18 protein-coding genes are annotated in these 22,448 nt (G+C 32.7%); 15 read left to right on the plus strand and 3 right to left on the minus strand.

Annotated elements, in window-relative coordinates; genetic code table 11:
- Positions 1 to 29 precede the first annotated feature (29 nt).
- From Q1B05_RS07810 to Q1B05_RS07830, 5 genes are all read left to right on the plus strand, one after another.
- Positions 30 to 4,364, plus strand: coding sequence for a CusA/CzcA family heavy metal efflux RND transporter (locus Q1B05_RS07810; protein WP_299779329.1), 4,335 nt, complete (start codon positions 30 to 32; stop codon positions 4,362 to 4,364).
- Positions 4,365 to 4,368: 4 nt separating this feature from the next.
- The gene (locus tag Q1B05_RS07815) at positions 4,369 to 5,559 is read left to right on the plus strand and encodes an efflux RND transporter periplasmic adaptor subunit (RefSeq protein WP_299779331.1); all 1,191 of its coding nucleotides are present in this window, start codon (positions 4,369 to 4,371) and stop codon (positions 5,557 to 5,559) included.
- 3 nt (positions 5,560 to 5,562) lie between these two features.
- Complete coding sequence (locus Q1B05_RS07820) at positions 5,563 to 5,979, plus strand: transcriptional repressor (RefSeq protein WP_299779333.1); 417 nt, start codon at positions 5,563 to 5,565, stop codon at positions 5,977 to 5,979.
- 72 nt (positions 5,980 to 6,051) lie between these two features.
- The gene (locus tag Q1B05_RS07825) at positions 6,052 to 7,986 is read left to right on the plus strand and encodes a heavy metal translocating P-type ATPase (RefSeq protein ID WP_299779335.1); all 1,935 of its coding nucleotides are present in this window, start codon (positions 6,052 to 6,054) and stop codon (positions 7,984 to 7,986) included.
- A 166-nt stretch (positions 7,987 to 8,152) separates the two neighbouring features.
- The gene (locus Q1B05_RS07830) at positions 8,153 to 9,100 is read left to right on the plus strand and encodes a nitronate monooxygenase (RefSeq protein ID WP_299779337.1); all 948 of its coding nucleotides are present in this window, start codon (positions 8,153 to 8,155) and stop codon (positions 9,098 to 9,100) included.
- A 2-nt stretch (positions 9,101 to 9,102) separates the two neighbouring features.
- Here Q1B05_RS07830 and Q1B05_RS07835 read toward each other — a convergent pair whose 3' ends face one another.
- On the minus strand, positions 9,103 to 9,684 hold the full coding sequence (locus tag Q1B05_RS07835; RefSeq protein ID WP_299779339.1) for a GNAT family protein: 582 nt from the start codon (positions 9,682 to 9,684) through the stop codon (positions 9,103 to 9,105).
- A gap of 62 nt (positions 9,685 to 9,746) precedes the next feature.
- Here Q1B05_RS07835 and Q1B05_RS07840 point away from each other — a divergent pair, with 62 nt between their 5' ends.
- The 4 genes from Q1B05_RS07840 to Q1B05_RS07855 are packed head-to-tail and all read left to right on the plus strand — an operon-like array spanning position 9,747 to position 13,983.
- Positions 9,747 to 10,172, plus strand: a complete 426-nt coding sequence (locus tag Q1B05_RS07840; protein ID WP_299779342.1) for a PaaI family thioesterase — start codon at positions 9,747 to 9,749, stop codon at positions 10,170 to 10,172.
- The gene (locus Q1B05_RS07845; RefSeq protein WP_299779343.1) at positions 10,173 to 11,291 is read left to right on the plus strand and encodes a chorismate-binding protein; all 1,119 of its coding nucleotides are present in this window, start codon (positions 10,173 to 10,175) and stop codon (positions 11,289 to 11,291) included.
- Positions 11,292 to 11,343: 52 nt separating this feature from the next.
- Positions 11,344 to 13,092, plus strand: a complete 1,749-nt coding sequence (gene menD, locus Q1B05_RS07850) for a 2-succinyl-5-enolpyruvyl-6-hydroxy-3-cyclohexene-1-carboxylic-acid synthase (protein ID WP_299779345.1) — start codon at positions 11,344 to 11,346, stop codon at positions 13,090 to 13,092.
- A 60-nt stretch (positions 13,093 to 13,152) separates the two neighbouring features.
- Positions 13,153 to 13,983, plus strand: a complete 831-nt coding sequence (locus Q1B05_RS07855) for a S1-like domain-containing RNA-binding protein (protein ID WP_299779347.1) — start codon at positions 13,153 to 13,155, stop codon at positions 13,981 to 13,983.
- Between the two features lie 78 nt (positions 13,984 to 14,061).
- Here the strand turns inward: Q1B05_RS07855 and Q1B05_RS07860 are convergent, their stop codons facing one another.
- Positions 14,062 to 15,177, minus strand: coding sequence for a C1 family peptidase (locus Q1B05_RS07860; RefSeq protein WP_299779349.1), 1,116 nt, complete (start codon positions 15,175 to 15,177; stop codon positions 14,062 to 14,064).
- Between the two features lie 52 nt (positions 15,178 to 15,229).
- Between Q1B05_RS07860 and Q1B05_RS07865 the strand changes: the two genes are divergently transcribed.
- The 6 genes from Q1B05_RS07865 (at position 15,230) to Q1B05_RS07890 (ending at position 21,118) form a co-directional block, all read left to right on the plus strand.
- The gene (locus Q1B05_RS07865) at positions 15,230 to 16,069 is read left to right on the plus strand and encodes a 1,4-dihydroxy-2-naphthoyl-CoA synthase (protein WP_299779351.1); all 840 of its coding nucleotides are present in this window, start codon (positions 15,230 to 15,232) and stop codon (positions 16,067 to 16,069) included.
- A 9-nt stretch (positions 16,070 to 16,078) separates the two neighbouring features.
- Positions 16,079 to 16,981: a 1,4-dihydroxy-2-naphthoate octaprenyltransferase gene (gene menA / locus Q1B05_RS07870; protein ID WP_299779353.1), complete on the plus strand. Its 903-nt coding sequence runs from the start codon at positions 16,079 to 16,081 to the stop codon at positions 16,979 to 16,981.
- A 194-nt stretch (positions 16,982 to 17,175) separates the two neighbouring features.
- The gene (locus Q1B05_RS07875) at positions 17,176 to 17,853 is read left to right on the plus strand and encodes a metal-dependent hydrolase (protein WP_299779355.1); all 678 of its coding nucleotides are present in this window, start codon (positions 17,176 to 17,178) and stop codon (positions 17,851 to 17,853) included.
- Between the two features lie 122 nt (positions 17,854 to 17,975).
- Positions 17,976 to 19,013, plus strand: coding sequence for an o-succinylbenzoate synthase (locus tag Q1B05_RS07880; RefSeq protein WP_299779752.1), 1,038 nt, complete (start codon positions 17,976 to 17,978; stop codon positions 19,011 to 19,013).
- Positions 19,014 to 19,020: 7 nt separating this feature from the next.
- Positions 19,021 to 20,019, plus strand: a complete 999-nt coding sequence (locus Q1B05_RS07885; RefSeq protein WP_299779357.1) for a CPBP family intramembrane glutamic endopeptidase — start codon at positions 19,021 to 19,023, stop codon at positions 20,017 to 20,019.
- Between the two features lie 22 nt (positions 20,020 to 20,041).
- Positions 20,042 to 21,118 carry an AMP-binding protein gene (locus Q1B05_RS07890; RefSeq protein WP_299779359.1) on the plus strand — a complete coding sequence of 359 codons (1,077 nt, stop codon included), beginning with the start codon at positions 20,042 to 20,044 and terminating at the stop codon, positions 21,116 to 21,118.
- Between the two features lie 77 nt (positions 21,119 to 21,195).
- Here the strand turns inward: Q1B05_RS07890 and Q1B05_RS07895 are convergent, their stop codons facing one another.
- Entirely contained in the window at positions 21,196 to 22,416 is a 1,221-nt protein-coding gene (locus tag Q1B05_RS07895) for an OmpA family protein (RefSeq protein WP_299779361.1), read from the minus strand.
- Between the last annotated feature and the right edge of the window lie 32 nt (positions 22,417 to 22,448).

Consider the following 22,448-nt stretch of genomic DNA (forward strand, 5'->3'; position numbering starts at 1 on the left):
ATTTATAATCACATTATAACTCATTTTCTATGATTAATAAAATCATTGATTTTTCAATCCATAATAAATTTATTATTGGTCTGCTAACGCTTACCATAATCGGAGCAGGGATTTGGAGCTTAACAAAAGTACCCATTGATGCCGTTCCAGATATTACCAATAATCAAGTTCAAGTTATTACACAAGCACCAAATTTGGGTACTGAAGATATTGAACAAATTATTACCTATCCGGTAGAAGTTGCTATGAGTAACTTACCTGGTGTTCATGAAATTCGTTCCATTTCTCGTTTTGGTTTATCCGTGGTTACTGTTGTTTTTAAAGACGATATGGGTACCTATTTACCACGACAATTAGTGGCCGAAAAATTAAATGATGTTAAAGAGCAAATTCCAGACGGATTTGGAACACCTGCTATGGGGCCCATTTCTTCTGGTTTAGGAGAAATCTACCAATATACCCTAAAAGTTCTACCAGATTACAAAAATAATTATTCAATTACAGACTTGCGAACTATGCAAGATTGGATTGTACAACGTCAAATGGCCATGGTCGAAGGTGTTGTTGAAGTTAATGCCATTGGTGGAAAAATTAAACAATATGAAGTCGCTGTAGATCCAAATGAATTGCGCGCTATAGGTATAACCATTTCTGATGTTTTTGATGCCCTTGAAGCTAATAATCAAAATACAGGTGGTGCTTATATCGAAAAAAATCATCAAGCCAATTTTATTAGAGGTGAAGGATTAGCACGGAGTTTAGATGATCTTAGAAAGATTGTTGTAAAAAACACCAATAACATCCCGATTACCATTGGCGATATCGCGACTGTTCAATACGGTTCGGCTATACGTTATGGTGCGCTAACCCAAGATGGTGAAGGCGAAGTTGTTGGAGGTTTAGTTATGATGCTTAAAGGCGCAAACTCTAACGATGTTATAAAAAATGTAAAACTAAGAATGACTGAAATCGAAAAGTCATTACCCGAAGGTGTTATTATAGAACCCTTGTTAGATCGGAGTAAGCTAATAGCAGAAACGACTTCTACTGTTTCTAGAAATCTTGTTGAAGGAGCCTTAATTGTCATTTTTGTTTTAATTTTTTTACTAGGAAATTGGAGAGGTGGTTTAATCGTTGCTTCAACAATTCCATTATCCTTATTGTTTGCCTTTATTCTTATGAATGCATTTGGTGTTTGGGCGAATCTTATGAGTTTAGGAGCTATAGATTTCGGAATTATTGTAGACGGAGCTGTCATTATTGTAGAAAGCACCGTTTTTCTTATTGCATCACAAGTTCTAAAGAATAAGGCTTTATCACAAAAAGAACGTGATAGTGTTGCTGCAAATGCTTCTAAAAAAATGATGAATGCCGCCTTTTTTGGGCAGCTAATTATTCTTATTGTCTTTTTACCCATTTTAGCTTTAGAAGGTATTGAAGGCAAAATGTTTAAACCTATGGCGTTAACATTTATTTTCGCAATGATTGGTGCTATGCTATTGTGTTTAACTTATGTACCAATGATGTCAGCCTTAATTCTAAGAACACCAAAATCAGAGAAGATATCTTATGGAGATAAATTTGTGCATTGGGTAGAACGCAAATACCAACCCATATTAGAACAAGCCTTAAAAAAAGGACAACTTATTGTTGGTATTGCAATTATTTTATTCGGAATGGCAATCTTTATGTTTACAAAAATGGGGGGCGAATTTATACCACAACTCGATGAAGGTGATATTGCCTTTCATGCCATTTTAAAACCGGGAAGTTCACTTACCGAAACTATTGAAACAACAACCAAAATTGAGCAAATTGTAAAAGCTAAATTTCCTGAAGTTGCAAAAGTAGTAAGCCGTATTGGTGTTGCCGAAATACCAACCGATCCTATGCCAATGGATATTGCGGATGTGATAGTAATTATGAAACCTAAAAGTGAATGGACTAGAGTAATTTCTAAAGATGAACTTATTAATAAAATGAAGGAGGCTGTAGAAATAATTCCTGGGGTAAATTACGAGTTTACGCAACCTATAGAAATGCGTTTTAATGAACTACTTGAAGGGGTTCGTGAAGATATTGCAATCAAAATTTATGGTGAAGATATTGAGATCTTATCGCAAAAAGCAGAAGAAGTTTCTAAAATTATAGCTGGTACAGAGGGTATTGGAGATATGAAAGCGGAAGCGACTACAGGTTTACCACAAATGACAATTACCTATAATAGAAATAAATTAGCTCAATACGGATTACAAATAAATACACTAAATCAGACCATACAATCGGGGTTTGCAGGAGGAACTGCAGGGGTTATTTTTGAAGGTGAAAAGCGTTTTGATTTAGTGGTTAGACTCAATGCTCAAAACCGCAAGGACATTTCAGATATTGAAAACTTATTTATCAATTTACCTTCTGGTTCACAAATTCCATTGCGCGAAGTTGCAGATGTAAGCTATAAAGCGGGACCGATGCAAATTAGTAGAGATAATACCAATAGACGAACCTATGTTGGTATAAATGTTAGGGGACGCGATGTAAAATCTTTAGTCGAAGAAATTAAAATAAAATTAGATACAAATCTAGACTTACCAGCCGGTTATTTTATTAGATATGGCGGTGCGTTTGAGAATTTAGAACGGGCTAGTAATCGGTTACAAACCGTCGTGCCAATAGCGTTATTACTCATTTTTATATTGATTTATTTTGCATTAAAATCGTTACCCCAAACCTTAATGATTTATATCGCTATTCCAATGGCAACCATTGGTGGTGTTGTAGCATTGTGGCTTCGAGATATGCCTTTTAGTATTTCGGCTGGTGTTGGATTTATTGTCTTGTTTGGTGTTGCTGTTTTAAATGGATTGGTAATGATTAGTGGTTTAAATGAGTTAAAAGACGAAGGTGTTACCAACTTAAAGGATAGAATTATTGAAGGAACAAAGCGCCGTATTAGACCCATTATGCTAACCGCTTTTACTGATGTTTTAGGGTTTTTACCTATGGCCATTTCATCATCGGCCGGAGCAGAAGTACAACGTCCTTTAGCGACCGTTGTTATTGGTGGTTTACTAACCTCTACGCTATTAACATTATTCATTTTACCCATTTTATATCATTGGGTAGAAAACAAATCCTTCAACTTTAAAATAAATAAAAACATAATCACTGCAACTGCTGTTTTTGGTTTTATATTCTTAATACCAATAGCTGCTAATGCTCAAGAATCTAAAAAAACGTTACAAGTGATTTCTATGGCAGACGCTGTAAAACGTTCAAAAGAAAACGTTCCTATTTTAAAACAAAAGCAATTAGAAATCTCGAAGCAAGAACTGTTAAAAAGTACAGCATTCGACTTTGGAACGACCAGTATATATACAGGCGGTGAAGAATTAGATAATGGTTCTGGTGTGTATACCACTATAGGTTTAAGTCAATCGAATATTGATGTGTTTGGAATTTCACCAAAGCTAAAATTGCAAAATCAACGTATTCAACTTGCAGAAAAGGTATTTCAACTGTCTGAAAAGGAGTTAGAATTAGAAGTTAAAAAAGCATGGTCTAAAGCCTTTCAAACCAAGCGAAATTATAATTTGTATTTAGAGTTAGATTCAATTTACACCAATTTTGAAATGGCTGTAGAATTAAATTACGAAGTAGAAGCTATTTCAAAATTAGAATATTCGGCTGCTAAAAATCAAGCGTTACAAATTCAAAATAAATTAATGCAAGCACAGCGCGATTATCTTATAGCATTACAACAATTGAATTTATGGTTTATTTCGGATGAATTATATACCGTTCCTGATGAACTTGATACGATGAATAATATAGATATGAATACGTTTAGTATAGAAGCGCATCCTTTGTATAGCCTTTTACAATTACAAGTAGCAGAAGCTGAAGCGAATTATAAAGTGGCAAAAGCGGAAAATTTACCCAAGTTTAATCTTCAAGGCGGATTGCAAAACGTTGATGGCACTTCTGGATTTTATACGTATCAAGCTGGAATTTCTATTCCGTTTTTATCAGGCACAACAAAAGCACAAATTAAAACGGCTAGAATAGATAAGCAAATTGCTGAAGCTAATGTTCAATTTAAACAAAGAGAAGTGCAATATAAGTTGTTACAAGCCAAGGAAAACTATGAAAAATGGAAGGCCTCTTGGTTGTTTTATAAAGATGAAGTACTACCACTAACTAAAGATCAAAAAACAGGAGCCTTATTTGCATACAAGGAAGGTGAAATAGATTATTCTACGTTCACACAGCTTATCAAAGAAGCAATTCAGTCAGAATTAGATGCACAATACGCATTAATTAATTATTTAGATAGCACTTTCGAATTACAATTTTTTAAAAATTAAAACCATGAAAAAAACAATATATAGCATTTTAATGACAGCGATTCTCTCTTTTTTATTAACTTCATGTGGTGATAAAACAGGTAATACAGATTCTTATAATGATGATGCTAAAACCGAAACAAAGCAGGAGGAGCATCGTGAAGAAGCTATGCTTTCTGCAAAACAATTTGAAGCGTTAAAAATGAAAGTTGATACCATTGCATTACGACAAATGAATGGGTATGTTGAAGCGAACGGGACTTTAGAGGTGCCCCCGCAAAATGAAGCTTCAATTACATCGGTTATTGGTGCCAATGTCGTTTCTATTGAAGTTATTGAAGGAGATAAAGTGAATAAAGGACAAGTTGTTGCATATCTATCGCATCCTAATATTATTAAAATGCAAACCGATTATTTAAACGCTTACAGTAATAGTAACTTTTTAAAGAAAGGTTATGAACGTCAGCAAAAATTATACGATGCAGGCGTTGGTTCTGGTGCAAATTTTCAAAAAGCAGAAGTAGAATACTCTGCATCAAAAGCAATGGTTAATGGTATGGCTGCACAATTAAGATTGTTAAATATAAATACAGCATCTGTTGGTAATGGTACTATTTCGCAACGTATAGCTTTAAAAAGTCCAATTGAAGGTTTTGTACAAAAGGTATCTGTAAAAACTGGGCAATATGTAGATCCACAAACCGAATTATTTGAAATTGTAGATACACATCATGTTCATGCAGATTTAATGGTTTTTGAAAAAGATGTATATAGAGTAAAAAAAGGACAGAAAGTGACTTTTGATGTACAATCTGTGCCAGATCAAGAATTAACTGCAGAAATCTATTCGGTTAGTAAAACATTTGAAGAGAATCCGAAAGCGGTTCATGTACATGCCGAGATTGAAAATAAAAATGGTAATTTAATTCCTGGAATGTATATTAAAGGACGCATTCAAATTGAAAAAATAAAAACTAAAGCATTACCAGAAAGTGCGATTATAAAAGAAGGAACTCGTTTTTATGTGTTTACTGTAGAAAAAGAAAATAACGATTGGAGTTTTAAACCTATAGAAGTTATTCTTGGTCAAAAAGATGAAGGATGGATTACGGTTAAATTTCCTAAAGAGATAAATCCAAATACAAAATTCGCTTACAACAATGCGTATTACCTTTTCGCAGAAATGAAAAAAGGAGATGCAGAACATAGTCATTAAAAGATGAATAAAACAGAACAATTTTTACAATTAAAGGGTATTCGTGTCACTGCGATGCGAATACTTATTTATAATTTTTTATCAGAAAAGAAAGTTACTGTAACATTAAGCGATATTGAAAATGCATTTGATAAAGCCGATAGAACGACGCTTTATCGTACAATAAAAACATTTGAAGATAAAGAAATTGTTCATCAGATTGATGATGGAACAGGAGTTACTAAATACGCGCTTTGTGAGCCTAATTGCCATTGCGATTTAAATACCGACTTACATTTACATTTTCATTGCACACAATGTGGTGCAACAGTTTGTTTAACAGATCATAAAATTCCCAAAATTAAAGTCCCAAACGGCTACATAGCAGAGCATGTTAACTTAGTCGTTAAAGGTATTTGCGATAAGTGTAGTGTAAAATAATGCACTTCCATTGCATTGATTAATTAGTCATCTTTGAAGTGTTATTAAGTTTAAATAAAAATAGATTTAAAGATGAGTGAAATACATACAGAGGCAGACCAAGATAACGGACATTGTTGTGGTAGTGCTCACTGTCATACACAGAAATCTTCAGACAAAAATGTCTACCTGCCTGCTATAATTAGTTTTCTTTTATTAACCATTGGCTTGTCTCTCGATTATTTTAATATGCCTTTTTTTAAGAATCCAATTCGATTAATTTGGTTTACTGCAGCTTATATTCCGGTAGGATTACCTGTATTGAAAACAAGTTGGGAAAGCATTAAACACGGCGAATTTTTTACAGAATTCTTTTTAATGACTATCGCTACTTTAGGAGCATTTGCTTTAGGTGAATATCCTGAAGGTGTTACCGTAATGTTGTTTTACACTATAGGCGAATTATTTCAAGACGCAGCAGTAAGTAAAGCAAAAGGAAATATACAAAGTTTGTTAGATGTACGTCCTAAAGAAGCAAACGTTTTTAGAAATGGTACTGTAAAATCTGTAGCACCTGAGATGGTTTCTATAGGTGAAATAATTCAAATTCGAGTAGGAGAGAAGGTGCCTTTAGATGGTGTATTATTATCTAAAAAGGCTAGTTTAAACACAGCAGCTTTAACCGGAGAAAGTAAACCCGATAGTATTCTTAAAGACCAAAATGTCTTTGCAGGAAGCATTAATTTAGAAAGTGTTATAGATGTTAAAGTTACTAAAGTATTTAAAGATAGTTCTATTTCTAAAATTTTAGATTTAGTCCAGAATGCCACTGCTAGAAAATCTAAAACAGAATTATTTATAAGAAAATTTGCTAAAGTCTATACGCCAATCGTGGTGTATTTAGCCATAGCAATTACAGTGTTACCTTATTTCTTTGTGTCAGATTATGTATTTGGAGATTGGTTGTATCGTGCCCTAATTTTCTTAGTTATTTCTTGTCCGTGTGCTTTGGTTATTTCTATTCCGTTGGGGTATTTTGGCGGATTGGGTGCAGCTTCAAAACATGGTATTTTGTTTAAAGGCGCTTCATTTTTAGAAGCAATGAGTAGCATAAATACCTTGGTCATGGATAAAACAGGAACGGTTACTCGGGGTGTATTTAAAATAAAAACCATTAAAGCATATGAAATAGAAGAACAAGAGTTAATGACTTATGTTATGGCCATGGAAGCAAAATCTACACATCCCATTGCACAAGCAATTCTGCTATATAACACTGAAACGAATCTAGAAGCTACAGATGTCAAGGAAATTGCAGGATATGGCTTAAGTGGTACAGTAAATGCTAAAAAAGTATTGGTTGGAAATGCAACCTTAATGAAATTGAATACTATTGAAGTGCCTAAAGAAACGGAAAACATAATAGAGTCTATTGTCATGATTGCCATAGATAATGTGTTTGCGGGGTATATTGTAATTGCAGATGAATTAAAAGCAGATGCCAAATCAACTATTTCTAAATTGAAAGCTGTAGGTATTTCCAAAATAAGAATGTTGTCTGGAGATAAAGATAGTATAACACAACAAATTGCTTCAGAATTAAATATTACGGAAGCCAAAGGTGGATTATTACCAGAAGATAAGTTGAATGACGTTGAAAATCTAAAGACCAATAAAGGATTGAAAATTGCCTTTATTGGAGACGGAATTAACGATGCACCTGTACTTGCAGCAAGTGATGTTGGTATTGCTATGGGCGGATTAGGTAGTGATGTCGCTATTGAAACAGCAGATGTTATTATTCAAAACGATCAGCCTTCAAAACTAATTACAGCTATAAAAATCAGTAAATCTACGCGAGCTATTGTTTGGCAAAATATTGCTTTAGCTTTTGGTGTAAAATTAATTGTACTGATTTTAGGTGCCGGTGGACTAGCAACCATGTGGGAAGCGGTGTTTGCAGATGTTGGTGTGGCCTTTCTTGCCATTTTAAATGCGGTGAGACTACAGCGTATGCATTGGGATTAGTAAGACTGAATATATATCAATATCTTACTTAAAGTCTTAATATGTATAAACTTAATAAAGTAAAGAAAAGATGTGTTTGATGATTTTATACATTATAAATCTATAATAAAATTATGCATGCATAATAAATTTCTGTTATATTTGTTAGAACTGATAGCTTAAAATTATGCAAACAAAACTAACTGAACTACTAAATATTACGCATCCTATTATTCAAGCACCTATGTTTTTAGTGTCTAATGTAGCCATGGTTACTGCGGGCATGGAAAGTGGTATTGCGGGTTGTATTCCGGCTTTAAATTATAGAACGTTACCAGAGTTAAAAACAGCAATACTAGAATTGAAAGCTGCAAAAGTAAAAGGAGGTGCGTTTGGATTTAATTTAATCGTGAATAAATCTAATATTAAATATAAAGATCAGTTAAGTGTATTATGCGAAGTAGGTTGCGATTTTATAATTACATCTTTAGGAAGTCCAGAGGAAACGATTAAAAAGGCTCACGAAGTTGGTATTAAAGTGTTTTGTGATGTTACCGATTTAAGATTTGCTAAAAAGGTAGAAGATTTAGGTGCAGATGCTATAATTGCAGTAAATAATCAGGCCGGTGGACATCGCGGCGGATCATCACCAGAAACCTTATTAGCAGAGTTAACCAAGCATTGTAAAATTCCTGTGATTTCTGCGGGAGGTGTAGGTCGTAAAAAAGATGTAGATTATATGCTGAAATTAGGAGCAGCTGGAGTCTCTGTTGGGAGTCCGTTTATCGCTTCCACAGAAGCTGGTGTTACTAACGAATACAAACAAGCGTGTATAGATTATGGTGCAAAAGATATTATCATGACTGAACGCATTTCGGGAACTCCATGTACAGTAATTAATACACCGTATGTTCAGAAAACAGGAACGACTCAGCCGTGGTATGAAAAATTACTAAACAAAAATAAGAATCTTAAAAAATGGGTAAAAATGATGCGTTTTGCTATTGGCATGAAAGCAACTGAAAATGCAGCCAAAAAAGTGACTTATAAAACGGTTTGGGTTGCAGGACCAAGTATAGAGTATACTACGTCTATACAACCTGTAAAAGAGATTGTGTATAAATTAGTAAATTAAACTTAAAAAGAGTTATAATCACAAAATACAGTCGTTTTTAAAACATCCCATTCATCTTTTAATATTCCGTAAATACATGTGTCTCGTTTATATCCGTTTAGTAAATAAATGTTCTTTCTAAGAACACCCTCTAAAGTCCCACCAATATGTTCGATAGCTTTTCTAGAACGAATGTTACGTTCATCAACTTTAAATTCAACTTTTTCAATCATTAAATTTTCAAAAGCATACTTCAGCATCAAATATTTCATGTGTTTATTTAGTCCGGTACCTTGATATTCGTAACCAATCCATGTCGATCCAATATCTAATATTTTATTTTTAGTATCAATATTCATAAAACGTGTACAACCAGCATAAGTGTTATTTGTTTTATCGAAAACTAAAAACGGTATACATGTTTTATGGTAATAGCCATCTACAGCAGTTTGCACATAATGTCTTAAAGCTTCTGGTGTAGAGATGTGAGAAGGAGAATATTGCACCAAATTTTGTTGACTAGCAATAGCCATTACATGCTTATAATTACTTAAACCTAAAAGCGTGAGTTTAACACGACTATCTTCTAATTGTTGAATGTTCATAAAGAGGATGAATTTATCTGCAACTCGTTTTGTACTTTTGCATTACTAAATATACGTTTTATATGAAACCAACAAAAGAAGATGTGCTAAAACAAGCAAATGCAGCTTGTAAAAATACATTAATGGAAACGTTGCAAATTGAAATTGTAGATTATACAGAAGATACTTTAGTCGCAAAAATGCCTGTAAATTCTAGAGTTTATCAGCCAGATGGTGTATTACATGGTGGGGCAACTGCTGCTTTAGCAGAAAGTGTTGGCAGTTTTGCATCTCATATTTTTTTAGATACAAATGAATTCTTTGTGCGTGGTTTAGAAATTACAGCCAATCATTTAAAAAGTGTGACTTCTGGATATGTGTATGCCACTGCATCTTTTATTCATAAAGGAAGAACGACCCAGCTTATAGATATTCGCGTAACAGATGATGATGATCAATTAATTTCACTTTGTAAATTATCGACTATTACCTTACCTAAAAAGAAGTAAATGCACCAAGATAATTTTTTTGAATGTCTGAACGCTCAGTTTCAAGACGCTTTGCCTTTTGTTGCTTACAGAAAACCTAATGAATCTCGTGTAAATGCAGTGTTTCAGAATGAAGATAGGTTATATGAGACTACAGATTTATCTGAAAGCGGTTTTGTTTTTTCGCCTTTTGATGATACATCTAAAATGATATTAATGCCTTTAAAGCACTCAGAATTGGAGTTTTGTGATGCTTTTGAAGGTGAAGGATTAATGTCTGCTAATTCTGAATTAAAATCGACTTCAGAACAGAAGGCTGAGTATATGGGGGCTATTGAAAAAGCTTTGTTGGCTATAGATGAAACTGACTTAAAAAAAGTAGTCTTATCCAGACCGGATTATGTGTCTAATGAAAATTTTCAGGTTTTTGAAGTTTTTAAACGCTTACTATCTAACTACAAAACAGCTTTTGTATATTGTTGGTATCATCCTAAAATCGGACTTTGGTTAGGAGCAACACCAGAAACGTTATTAACTATTGAAGGGCAACGTATGTCGACTATGGCATTAGCGGGAACGCAATTATATAAAGGAAGTACAGATGTATCTTGGGGAACCAAAGAACAAGAAGAGCAACAATTTGTAACCGATTATATTGTGTCTAACTTAGAAGCTGAGGTAGAACACGTTTCAGCTTCAGAACGCCGTACGGTTAGAGCAGGAGGCTTATTACATTTACAAACACAAATTTCTGCACGATTAAGAAAAGGACATTCTGGATTATTAGAAATTGTACGCGCTTTGCATCCTACACCAGCAGTTTGTGGTTTACCTAAAGTAGAAGCGAAAGCATTTATTCTTGAACATGAAGGTTATAATCGTGAGTTTTATTCAGGATTTATGGGCGAGTTACATTTTAAGAAGCGTCAGACACGAAATACAAATCGTAGAAATGTCGAGAATAATGTTTATGCAACGGTAAAATCGGTTACCAATTTATACGTGAATTTACGTTGTATGCAAGTGTTGGCAAACAAAGTCGCTTTATATGTAGGCGGTGGCATAACTAAAGATTCTAATCCCGAAGCCGAATGGGAGGAAACCGTAAGTAAAACATCTACCATGAAAAACATACTATAATCATTTTATTTGAATTGGGCTTTTCGTATTTTTGAATCGCTAAGTTTTTATAATGATATACCCTAAGATTCCGCTTGCGCAAACAGTGATACAACTGTGCAAAGCCAAAAATATTAAACACATTGTAATTTCTCCAGGAAGTAGAAATGCACCTTTAACTATAGGGTTTACACACGATCCGTTTTTTAAATGTTACAGTATTGTAGACGAGCGTTGTGCGGCATTCTTTGCATTAGGAATTGCACAACAATTAAAAGAGCCTGTAGCGGTAGCGTGTACCTCAGGAAGTGCTTTACTAAATTATTATCCAGCAATTTCAGAAGCTTTTTTTAGTAATATTCCGTTAGTTGTATTATCTGCAGATCGTCCAGAACATATGGTTGGTATTGGAGATGGGCAAACAATTAATCAGCCTAACGTATTTCAAAATCATATTTTATATTCAGCTAACTTAAAATTAGATGTAGAAGATTTACATGAACATGATCTGAGCCATATTTTAGAGACAATCGAACACAAAATAGAATCTGTTTTTCATCTTCAAAAAGATATTCAGGAAACCAATGAGACAGAAATAAATTTAGCTTTAAATATCTCTAAAACCAAACAAGGTCCTGTTCATATTAATATACCGTTTAACGAGCCTTTGTACGATCGTGTAGAGGAGTTAACTGTACATCCAAAAGTAATTGAAGCAGAAAAAACGTCTTTAGAAATTGATTTTGAAACGATTGAATTTTGTGCTAACGATTGGGATATCGCAGAACGAAAGTTGATTCTTGTAGGTGTAAATGGACCTAATGAAATAGAACAACAGTATTTAGATACTTTGGCAGAAGACGATAGTGTTGTGGTCTTTACCGAATGCACATCGAATATACATCACGAAGAATTTTTTCCGAGTATAGATAAAATAATTACACCTTTAACTAACGAGGAATTTAAAGCACTCCAGCCAGATATTCTTTTAACTTTTGGTGGTTTAATTGTATCTAAACGTATAAAAGCATTTCTTAGAAACTACAAGCCAAAACAACATTGGCATATAGGAACGCATAAAGCTAACGATACATTCTTTAGTTTAACTAAACACTTCAAAACCACATCTAATCAATTCTTTAAACAATTATTAGAGCGTACAACAGTTGTAGATAGTGGTTATAAAACATATTGGAGTGAAATACAATTATTTCGAAGTGTAAAACATATGTCTTATGTGAAAAATAGTGTGTATAGTGATTTTAAGGTTTTTGATTTGCTTCTTAAAACACTAAGAAAAAACTCTGTTTTACAACTAGGTAATAGTTCTAGCATTCGCTATTCTCAATTATTTAATTTGCCATATGATGTTCATGTGTTTTGTAATCGAGGTACCAGCGGTATAGACGGAAGTACATCTACAGCCATAGGGTGTGCAAGTGTAAACAAAAAACCAGTTACTTTTATTTCTGGTGATTTAAGCTTTTTTTACGATAGTAATGCCTTGTGGAATAACTATATACCTGCTAATTTTAGAATTATTATTATAAATAATGAAGGTGGTGGAATTTTTAGAATTTTACCAGGACATAAAGACACCGATAATTTTGATTATTTCTTTGAAACGAAGCATCATTTAACGGCTAAACAATTGGCAGAAATGTATAAGTTCGACTATCATACAGCATCTAATGAGAATGAATTAATCTCTGAATTAGATACGTTTTATTCAGAATCTGTATCGCCTAAATTATTAGAAATTTTCACACCTTCAACTATAAACGACAGTGTTTTAATAGATTATTTTAAAGCTTTAAAATAATTATATTTGGCACCATTAACTTTTAGTAAATACAACAACTAATATTATTACCTTTGTGGCATGATACAATTAGGAGAATACAACACTTTAACCATTTTACGCGATACCGAACCAGGATTGTTTTTAGGAGACGACGAAAATAACGATGTCTTATTACCAAACCGTTATGTTCCTGAAACTTTTGAGATTGGAGACGATATCGAGGTTTTTGTATATTTAGACAACGAAGAACGCATCATTGCAACTACCGATAAACCATATATTAAAAAAGGTGATTTTGCCTTATTACGCTGTAATCAAACTAATGATTATGGAGCATTTTTAGATTGGGGATTAGTAAAAGAATTATTTTGCCCATTCAAAGAACAAGCCTTTAAAATGAAAAAAGGAGGCTGGTATTTAGTGTATTGTTACGAAGACGAAAAAAGTAATCGTTTGGTAGCATCTAGTAAAACTAACCATTATTTAAGTAATAAAGAATTAACTGTAGCCCCTTTTGAAGAAGTAGACTTGATTGTTTCGCATCCTTCGGAAATTGGAATGAATGTTATTGTGAATAAAATTCACAGCGGACTGATTTTTAAAGATGATATTTTCCAAGACTTAAGTGTTGGTGATAGATTAAAAGGAATCGTGAAAAAAGTACGCCCTGATAATAAGTTAGATATTATGTTAGGTAAAATTGGCTATAGAAGTATAGAACCTAATGCCGATTTAATTATGAAAGAATTAGAAGATAACAGTGGTTACCTTAATTTAACAGATAAATCTGCACCTGAAGCCATTAAAGACACCTTACAAATGAGTAAAAAGAACTTTAAGAAAGCGGTAGGAACATTATACAAAAAGCGTTTAATTGAAATTAAAGAAGATGGTATTTATCTTGTTTAGTTTTTAATACTTTATAAAATAAAAAAAGCCTCTTAATTTTAATTAAGAGGCTTTTTTGTGTCTTAAACTTAATATTTATTACAAGTTTAAATCTTTTTTAATAGAGCGCGATAAAGCATCTTTATGTACCATAATAGAAATGGTTTTTAACTTAAAATAGGCTTCACTCATGTAAACATATCCGTCGTTAGACACGTTCTCAGAATTTCCTCCCCAAGAGTTTTTAACCTTATAGTACGTATTTCCTTTTTGGTCTTTTACTAAACCTACAATATGCATTAAGTGATCGTCTGTAGTATCAAAGTTTTCAAATTCTTTCTGGCGGTATTCTGGAGTCACATTTAATTCCTTTTCAATCTTTTTTAAAGCCGATTGATAGTCCTTTTCATCTTTAGGCATTACAGCTACGCCGTATTTAGAAGAGAACGTTTTTTCACTAACATCGCAATCTAATGCTATAGTGAATCCGTTTTTAAGTGCATCATTAGTAATATCTACTAATTCATCTAATTCAACATTATAAAAACTTCCGTTAGAGAAGTTATCAGGGACATCTAATATAAAAGAACTATTATATGGTTTGTGTGTGAAAGACGTAATTGTAACATAATTACTTGCTTTTAAACCTGTCATTTCAAAAAAGGTTTGTGGAGTATAAGACACACCTTCGTAAGTGAAATTTGTAACAACTTTTCCTAATTTATTATCTAAAACGTTAGAAACATCTGTTTTCCAGTTTCCATCGTAAGTTTTAGGGTTTTTAATGTAACTGTCTAAAATTGTTTTTAATGCTCCAACTATTTCAGAGTGATCGTATGTTTTTTCACGTTTTAATAGTCCTGTATAGACTTCGTTAGGCACTAAACCATGAGCATCCATACTGTTTATTACGTCGTGTGCCAATCCGCCTTCGCTAAATTGCGCTTTACCTTGGCGCATAACATAGTTCCAAGATTTAACAGGATATGTTTCCCTAACATTATACATTTCAGATAAATCGATATGTTTATTAGTGGTTCTTAAAATTTCACTTTCAAGAAAAGATGTTGTAGAAAAACTCCAACACGTCCCTGTATTACCTTGATTTAAAACATCTAAAGCGCCTAGATCTATTTTAGTTTCAAATTTATAAGACTGAGCAATACTAACAGCTGTGAAAGCTAATAGTAGTAAGAAAATACTATATTTTTTCATTATGAAGTAAGGGTTTATGTAAAATGATTTATTTTTGGCTAAAATAAGAAAAATGGAACAAGCAAATTGGGTAACTGTCAAAGAATACGAAGACATTACCTATAAAAAATGTAATGGTGTCGCTCGCATCGCATTTAACAGACCAGATATTAGAAATGCATTTAGACCAAAAACGACTAGTGAATTGTATGAAGCATTTTACGATGCTAATGAAGATGTAAATATAGGGGCCGTTCTATTATCGGCAGAAGGTCCTTCATCTAAAGATGGTGTGTACTCATTTTGTAGTGGAGGAGACCAAAACGCTAGAGGAAAACAAGGGTATGTTGGAGAAGACGGGTATCACCGTTTAAATATATTAGAAGTACAACGGTTAATCCGTTTTATGCCAAAAGTAGTTATTGCAGTAGTTCCTGGCTGGGCCGTTGGTGGCGGACATTCGTTACATGTGATTTGCGATTTAACATTGGCGAGTAAAGAACATGCTATTTTTAAACAAACAGATGCAGATGTTACTAGTTTCGATGCCGGTTACGGTTCTGCCTATTTGGCTAAAATGGTTGGACAGAAAAAAGCACGTGAGATTTTCTTTTTAGGACGCAATTATAACGCTCAAGAAGCGTTTGATATGGGTATGGTAAATGCCGTAGTACCACATGCAGAATTAGAAGCAACGGCTTACGAATGGGCACAAGAAATATTAGCAAAGTCGCCTACATCTATTAAAATGTTGAAATTTGCCATGAATTTAACAGATGATGGAATGGTTGGACAACAAGTTTTTGCTGGTGAAGTAACGCGTTTAGCCTATATGACAGATGAAGCTAAAGAAGGTAGAAATGCATTCTTAGAAAAACGTCAGCCTAACTTCGAAAAAAAATGGATTCCATAATAGCCACATATGAATAATTTTTCAAAATGGATTTCGGCCATGCGTTTAAGAACCTTGCCGTTATCTATTTCCGGTATTATTGTAGGTACATGTTTAGCGGCTTTTGATGGTTTTTTTAATCCATTAATTTTTGTTTTAGCAATACTTACAACATTAAGTTTACAAATTTTATCAAATCTAGCAAACGATTATGGAGATGGTGTAAAAGGAACCGATAACGACGATCGTATCGGGCCTGTGAGAGCACTTCAAAGCGGAGATATTACAGCTAAGCAAATGCTATTGGCTATTAAGCTAAACGTAGTAGTTACCTTGGTATTTGCCATCTCATTAATTTGGGTGTCTTTCGGATCAGAAAACTTTTTAATGTCGGTTTTCTTTTTTATTTTAGGACTTGCATGTGTTGTTGCTGCTATAAAATATACAGTAGGAGATTCTGCATATGGATATAAAGGATTAGGTGATGTTTTTGTGTTTTTATTCTTTGGATTAGTCAGTGTTATAGGGTCTTATGTGTTATTTGTTAAACAAATAGATTATATAACTTTTTTACCTGCAGTAGCTGTAGGTATGTTAAGTTCGGGTGTTTTAAACTTGAATAATATGCGCGATATTTTATCTGATGTAAAATCTAATAAAAATACATTGGTAGTAAAATTAGGATCAGAGAGAGCTAAAAAATATCATTATTTCTTAGTTGGAGGTGCTATGTTTGTAACTGCTTTATTCGGGATTATATATTACACATCACCAATAAATTTAATCTTTTTAATTGTATTTTTTCCGTTAATAAAACATCTCATTACAGTATATAAAAATGAAGTTCCTAAAGATTTAGATCCAGAATTAAAAAAACTAGCTTTAAGTACGTTTTTCTTAGCTCTCTTATTAGGATTAGGATTTATTTTATAACAAAAAGACTCATTAAAAATGTTAAAAATAGTTAAGTTGTAAATTAATAAGAAGTATGCATTATTTTATTTTGTATCTTTATAATAGTTGATATTTTATCAATAGTAAGCTTAAATTAGCTTTATTTTTGGGGACAGGAAACTCAGACAAATTTTTAAATATGTCTGAGTTTTTTTTAATTTAAATTATTATATATGAAAATTACTTTTTATGGTCATGCTAGTCTAGGAATAGAAGTTGATGATGTATCTATCTTGGTAGATCCTTTTATTTCTCCTAACGAAAAAGCAGCTCATATAAATATTGAAACACTTAAGGCAGATTATATTTTACTAACGCATGCACATGAAGATCATGTTGCAGATGTAGAGGCTATTGCTAAACGAACTAACGCCGTAATCGTATCTAATGCTGAAATTGTAGCCTATTTTAATAGAAAAAGCTTAGAAGGGCACCCAATGAATCATGGTGGTAAATGGGATTTTGAATTCGGAACAGTGAAGTATGTTAATGCCATTCATTCTTCAAGTTTTGCAGATGGTTCTAATGGAGGTAATCCAGGTGGTTTTGTTATTGAAGGCGAACGTAAAAATATTTATATCGCTGGAGATACGGCTTTAACTTACGATATGAAGTTAATTCCTAAACACACAAAATTAGATTTAGCAATTTTACCAATAGGCGATAATTTTACAATGGGTGTAGATGATGCGCTTATAGCAAGCGATTTTGTTGCTTGTGATAAAATTTTAGGATATCATTTCGACACGTTTGGTTATATTGAAATAGATCATGAAGACGCAAAACGTAAATTCTTCAATAAAGACAAAGATCTTATGCTTTTAGAAATCGGAGAGAGTATAGAGTTATAAAGCTTTTTAAAGATTTAATTACTAGCCTTAAAAGAATTTTAGAATCTTTTAAGGCTTTTTTATGAGTTTTTAGGATGTTCTTGTTACCTGAATTAAAAAAATATTTAACTATTTTTGATTATATGATTTTAGCGACTTATTACAAATACATTTTAAATTTTAAAACCCCTAGCGGAACCTCTAGAGGTGTACTTACAACCAAGGAAACTTGGTTTATTCATTTAGAAGAACACGGAAAAAAAGGAGTAGGAGAATGTGGTGTTTTTAGAGGTTTATCTGCAGATGATAAACCTGACTATGAAGAAAAATTACAATGGGCTTGTAACAATATTAACTTGGGTTTAGAAGCTTTGTTAGCAGAGTTAATTTCTTTTCCAAGTATTCAATTTGGATTAGAAATGGCGTTTAAATCCTTAGCAGGAGTTACACCTTTTACTGTATTCTCTTCAAAATTTACTTCAGGTGAAGATGCTATTCCTATAAATGGATTGATTTGGATGGGAAGTGAATCATTCATGAAATCTCAAATTAAAGATAAACTTGCAGCGGGTTTCAATTGTATTAAGATGAAAATTGGAGCGATAGATTTTCAGACTGAAGTAGATTTGTTAAAATCGATTAGGAACGAATTTTCTGCATCAGAAATAGAATTACGTGTCGATGCTAATGGTGCTTTTAAACCAGAAGAAGCACTAGAAAAGCTAAAAATATTGTCGGATTTTGATTTACATTCCATAGAACAGCCTATTAAAGCAGGACAAATAGAAGCTATGTCAAGTTTATGTGAATTTACACCTTTGCCTATCGCTTTAGATGAAGAATTAATTGGAATATTTCATCAGACAGATAAAAAAGAGCTTTTAAATCAGATTAATCCTCAATATATCATCTTAAAACCTAGTTTAATTGGTGGTTTTAAAGGCAGTAATTCTTGGATTTCAATAGCCGAAAACAAAAACATTGGTTGGTGGATTACCAGTGCTTTAGAAAGCAATGTTGGTTTAAATGCTATTGCCCAATATACATATACATTACAAAGCACATTGCCGCAAGGCTTAGGAACAGGAGGTCTTTTTACTAACAATTTTGATTCGCCTTTAGAAGTGAAAAATGGAACTTTACAATATGATATTAACACCAATTGGAATTATAATTTATAAATAAAACATGTATATAAGTCAAGCATATAAAGGATTAACAGATTGGTGGAGGTACATTGTTGGAGCAATTATGGCTTTTATAGGTGTTCTTGTATTTTCGGCACCACATGCTATAGCGATTAGTATAAAAACACTACAAGGAGCTGTAGATTTAGATAAAATGGGAGACACTAATTATTTGATGGGCTTGTTTGATTCTAATTTAAATTTGGTATTTATTATGCTGCCTTTTTTAGGCGGATTAATATGCTTGTTTTTAGCAGTAAAGTTGATACATAAATTACCTATATTAAAATTAACTACCACAAGATCTGCAATAGATTGGAAACGTATATTGTTTTCGTTTGTAGTTTGGGGCGTGGTATCGTCTCTATTTATTTTAGTAGATTATGGTATTTCTCCAGAAGAATATATGTTTAATTTTCAACTCGATAAATTTTTAATACTACTTGTTATTGCCGTTATTTTAATACCAATACAGACTAGCTTTGAAGAGTATTTATTTAGAGGCTATTTAATGCAAGGCATTGGTGTGATTTCAAAATCTAAACTCGTACCTTTAATTATAACCTCTTTAATTTTTGGAGGTTTACATATTGCAAATCCAGAAGTCGAAAAATTAGGATATACTATAATGGTGTATTATATAGGTACAGGATTGTTTTTAGGTATTATAACCTTAATGGATGAAGGTATGGAGTTGTCTCTAGGTTTTCATGCAGCAAACAACTTCTTTACTGCTTTATTAGTTACATCAGATTGGAGTGCGTTACAAACATATTCTGTTTTTAAAGATATTTCTGAACCAGGTAAAGCAAGTTTAATGGAAATTTTTCTTCCAGTGTTTGTCGTTTTTCCAATTTTACTTTTTATCTTTTCAAAGAAATATGAGTGGACAGATTGGAAGGAAAAATTATCAGGACGTGTGTTTCCCCCAATTCCAGACCCCATTCTTGAAGGAGTAACTGAACCCACTCTAAAAGAAGACTCACAAAAATATAATTAAATCACTATAAATACCATTTATCATGATAACAGAAGTAGAAACCAAAATACCAACATATGATAAAATTCATTTAAAATTTAAATTAAATGGACGTTATTATGATTCTGAATCCTTAAACGAGGTTGCGTATTGTTTTATAAAAGAAGGAGAGCCACACCAAAAAACATTAGGAGATTTTTTACAAGCGTGGTTAGATAATAAAGATTATGTAGAAGTGCAAACTTCAGGATCTATTGGTACACCTAAAAAAATTAGAATAAAGAAACAAGCCATGGTAAATTCTGCTATCGCTACAGGAAATGCGTTTAATTTACGTCCTGGAGATAGTTTGTTACACTGTTTACCTTTCAACTTTATTTCTGGTAGAATGATGTTAGTTCGTGCCATGATTTTAGGTTTAGAATTAGATGTTGTGCCACCACGAATTACACCTGTTTTTGATGAAGAGAAAACATACGATTTTTCAGCTATGATTCCACCACAAGCAGAAAATTTATTACCTAAATTACACCACTTTAAAGCTTTAATTATTGGTGGTGCAGCAGCTTCTAATAAATTATTACAAGATATTCAAGGTATAGATACACAATGTTATTCTACGTATGGTATGACGGAAACGGTTAGCCATATCGCTTTTAGACCTTTAAATGGGCCAGATAGAACAGATTACTATAAGGCTATGCCTAATGTAAAAGTGTCTACTAATGAAGATGATTGTTTAGTTCTTGAAGCGGACTATTTGTTTGATGGAGCTTTAGTAACCAATGATGTTGCGGTAATGCATTCTGAAAATGAATTTAAATTAATAGGTAGAATAGATAATGTAATTAATTCTGGTGGATTGAAGTTATTCGCAGAACAAATTGAAAAGCATTTAACCGGAGGAATTTCTGAACGTTTCTTTGTTGCCGGTCAAGCAGATGAAAAGTTAGGTGAACGTTTAATTTTAGTGATTGAAGGTGAAGAAAAATCTATTGATCCTGTAATCTTTAAAGATCTTCAGAAGAATGAAGTTCCTAAAGACATCTTTTTTGTTAAGAAGTTTATTGAAACACCTAACAGAAAAATACAACGTAAAAAGACATTAGAGTTACTATAAAAAGCAGCTATTTTATAAAAGCTAAACGCCACTAATTGATAAATTAGTGGCGTTTTTTTAATGCTTAATTGTTAAGTTTATTTTTTCACAAAAGCAACACGTCTGTTATTTGCTTTTTCTTCTGGTGTACTATTCGAGTTTAAAGGCTCAGATTCACCTTTACCAATAACATATAATCTATCTGCTTTTATACCTTGATCTACGATAGCTTGTTTTACTGCATTTGCTCTCTCCTCAGATAGGGCTAAGTTAGTAGCATCTGTACCATCACTATCTGTATGCCCTATAATATCAAACTTCCAATCTGGATTATCTTCTAAAATATTAGCAATCTGGTTTATAATTCCTAGAGATGTATCTTTAATTTCAGATTTTCCACTATCGAAAATAATACCGTTGGTTACGTATTCTCCGTCGGCAACAATTCTATTATACATTTCTCCACCACCATGCGCAATTCTAATATTTTTTATGGCTAAATAAGGGTGTTTAGTTTTGTTATAAGAGTAACACATTAAACCAATTCCTAATATACTTGGTTCTAGGTCAAACTTTGGTATATTAGAGACACGCTTAGAGTCGTAATACATTTTAAACTTACCTTTATAATAAGATATAGCAATATGGTGCCAAGCATTTTGCGTACCTACAGAAATACTTTCCATTTTAAAATTACTATTCGCGGCCCATCCATCTATTTTTGCAGCTTTTTTTATTTCAATTTCTGCATCAGTATTCCCAAAAGCGTCGGTAAAATAGACGTCATGTCTCATATACCAAATTTTTTCTTCCTCTAAATTAGGTAACATTATATCATATTCAATGGTAAATTCATCACCTAAATAATCTTTAGTTGTAAATAAAGGTGTTATAATGTTATTGTTTTCAGCAACTAATATAATTGCTTTTTCGCCGTTAATTTTTACCACTTCAGCACCACCTTTTATAAGATCCCAACGCGAAGGAAATTCACCTATTTGCTCAGAGCTTAAATCATCGTAAAAAATAACATCCTCTCCAGGAACAAAACGAAAGTTTCTCCATATTTCTGGGGTATTGTTACTTGCGTTTTCATCACCATCATTTTCTACATTCGTTTTATTTTCATTATCACTCGTTTCTACACTTTCAACATCTTCATCCTCAGAAGGAGTGTCACCATTAATTGTTTTATCAACCTCTTTTACAATAGCATCTTCTGCTTTTTGTTTCAGTTTTTTCCATAATTGAGCGTGACTTGTTTCTGTAAAAGCAAAAATCATTAGAACCGCAAGCAATAAGTTCGTAGTTTTTTTCATAATAAATTTATAATTGTTGTTGTTTAATTTGA

Source organism: uncultured Formosa sp. (assembly GCF_947500765.1).
Taxonomy (GTDB): Bacteria; Bacteroidota; Bacteroidia; order Flavobacteriales; family Flavobacteriaceae; genus Formosa.

Coding starts and splice junctions, on each gene's coding strand:
- Q1B05_RS07835 (WP_299779339.1), bottom strand. CDS start 9,684: ATGAACATTCAACAATTAGAAGATAGTCGTGTTAAACTCACGCTTTTA.
- Q1B05_RS07865 (WP_299779351.1), top strand. CDS start 15,230: ATGGAACAAGCAAATTGGGTAACTGTCAAAGAATACGAAGACATTACC.
- Q1B05_RS07875 (WP_299779355.1), top strand. CDS start 17,176: ATGAAAATTACTTTTTATGGTCATGCTAGTCTAGGAATAGAAGTTGAT.
- Q1B05_RS07855 (WP_299779347.1), top strand. CDS start 13,153: ATGATACAATTAGGAGAATACAACACTTTAACCATTTTACGCGATACC.
- Q1B05_RS07890 (WP_299779359.1), top strand. CDS start 20,042: ATGATAACAGAAGTAGAAACCAAAATACCAACATATGATAAAATTCAT.
- Q1B05_RS07895 (WP_299779361.1), bottom strand. CDS start 22,416: ATGAAAAAAACTACGAACTTATTGCTTGCGGTTCTAATGATTTTTGCT.
- Q1B05_RS07885 (WP_299779357.1), top strand. CDS start 19,021: ATGTATATAAGTCAAGCATATAAAGGATTAACAGATTGGTGGAGGTAC.
- Q1B05_RS07810 (WP_299779329.1), top strand. CDS start 30: ATGATTAATAAAATCATTGATTTTTCAATCCATAATAAATTTATTATT.
- Q1B05_RS07830 (WP_299779337.1), top strand. CDS start 8,153: ATGCAAACAAAACTAACTGAACTACTAAATATTACGCATCCTATTATT.
- Q1B05_RS07845 (WP_299779343.1), top strand. CDS start 10,173: ATGCACCAAGATAATTTTTTTGAATGTCTGAACGCTCAGTTTCAAGAC.
- Q1B05_RS07825 (WP_299779335.1), top strand. CDS start 6,052: ATGAGTGAAATACATACAGAGGCAGACCAAGATAACGGACATTGTTGT.
- Q1B05_RS07880 (WP_299779752.1), top strand. CDS start 17,976: ATGATTTTAGCGACTTATTACAAATACATTTTAAATTTTAAAACCCCT.
- Q1B05_RS07840 (WP_299779342.1), top strand. CDS start 9,747: ATGAAACCAACAAAAGAAGATGTGCTAAAACAAGCAAATGCAGCTTGT.
- Q1B05_RS07820 (WP_299779333.1), top strand. CDS start 5,563: ATGAATAAAACAGAACAATTTTTACAATTAAAGGGTATTCGTGTCACT.
- Q1B05_RS07815 (WP_299779331.1), top strand. CDS start 4,369: ATGAAAAAAACAATATATAGCATTTTAATGACAGCGATTCTCTCTTTT.
- Q1B05_RS07860 (WP_299779349.1), bottom strand. CDS start 15,177: ATGAAAAAATATAGTATTTTCTTACTACTATTAGCTTTCACAGCTGTT.
- menA (WP_299779353.1), top strand. CDS start 16,079: ATGAATAATTTTTCAAAATGGATTTCGGCCATGCGTTTAAGAACCTTG.
- menD (WP_299779345.1), top strand. CDS start 11,344: ATGATATACCCTAAGATTCCGCTTGCGCAAACAGTGATACAACTGTGC.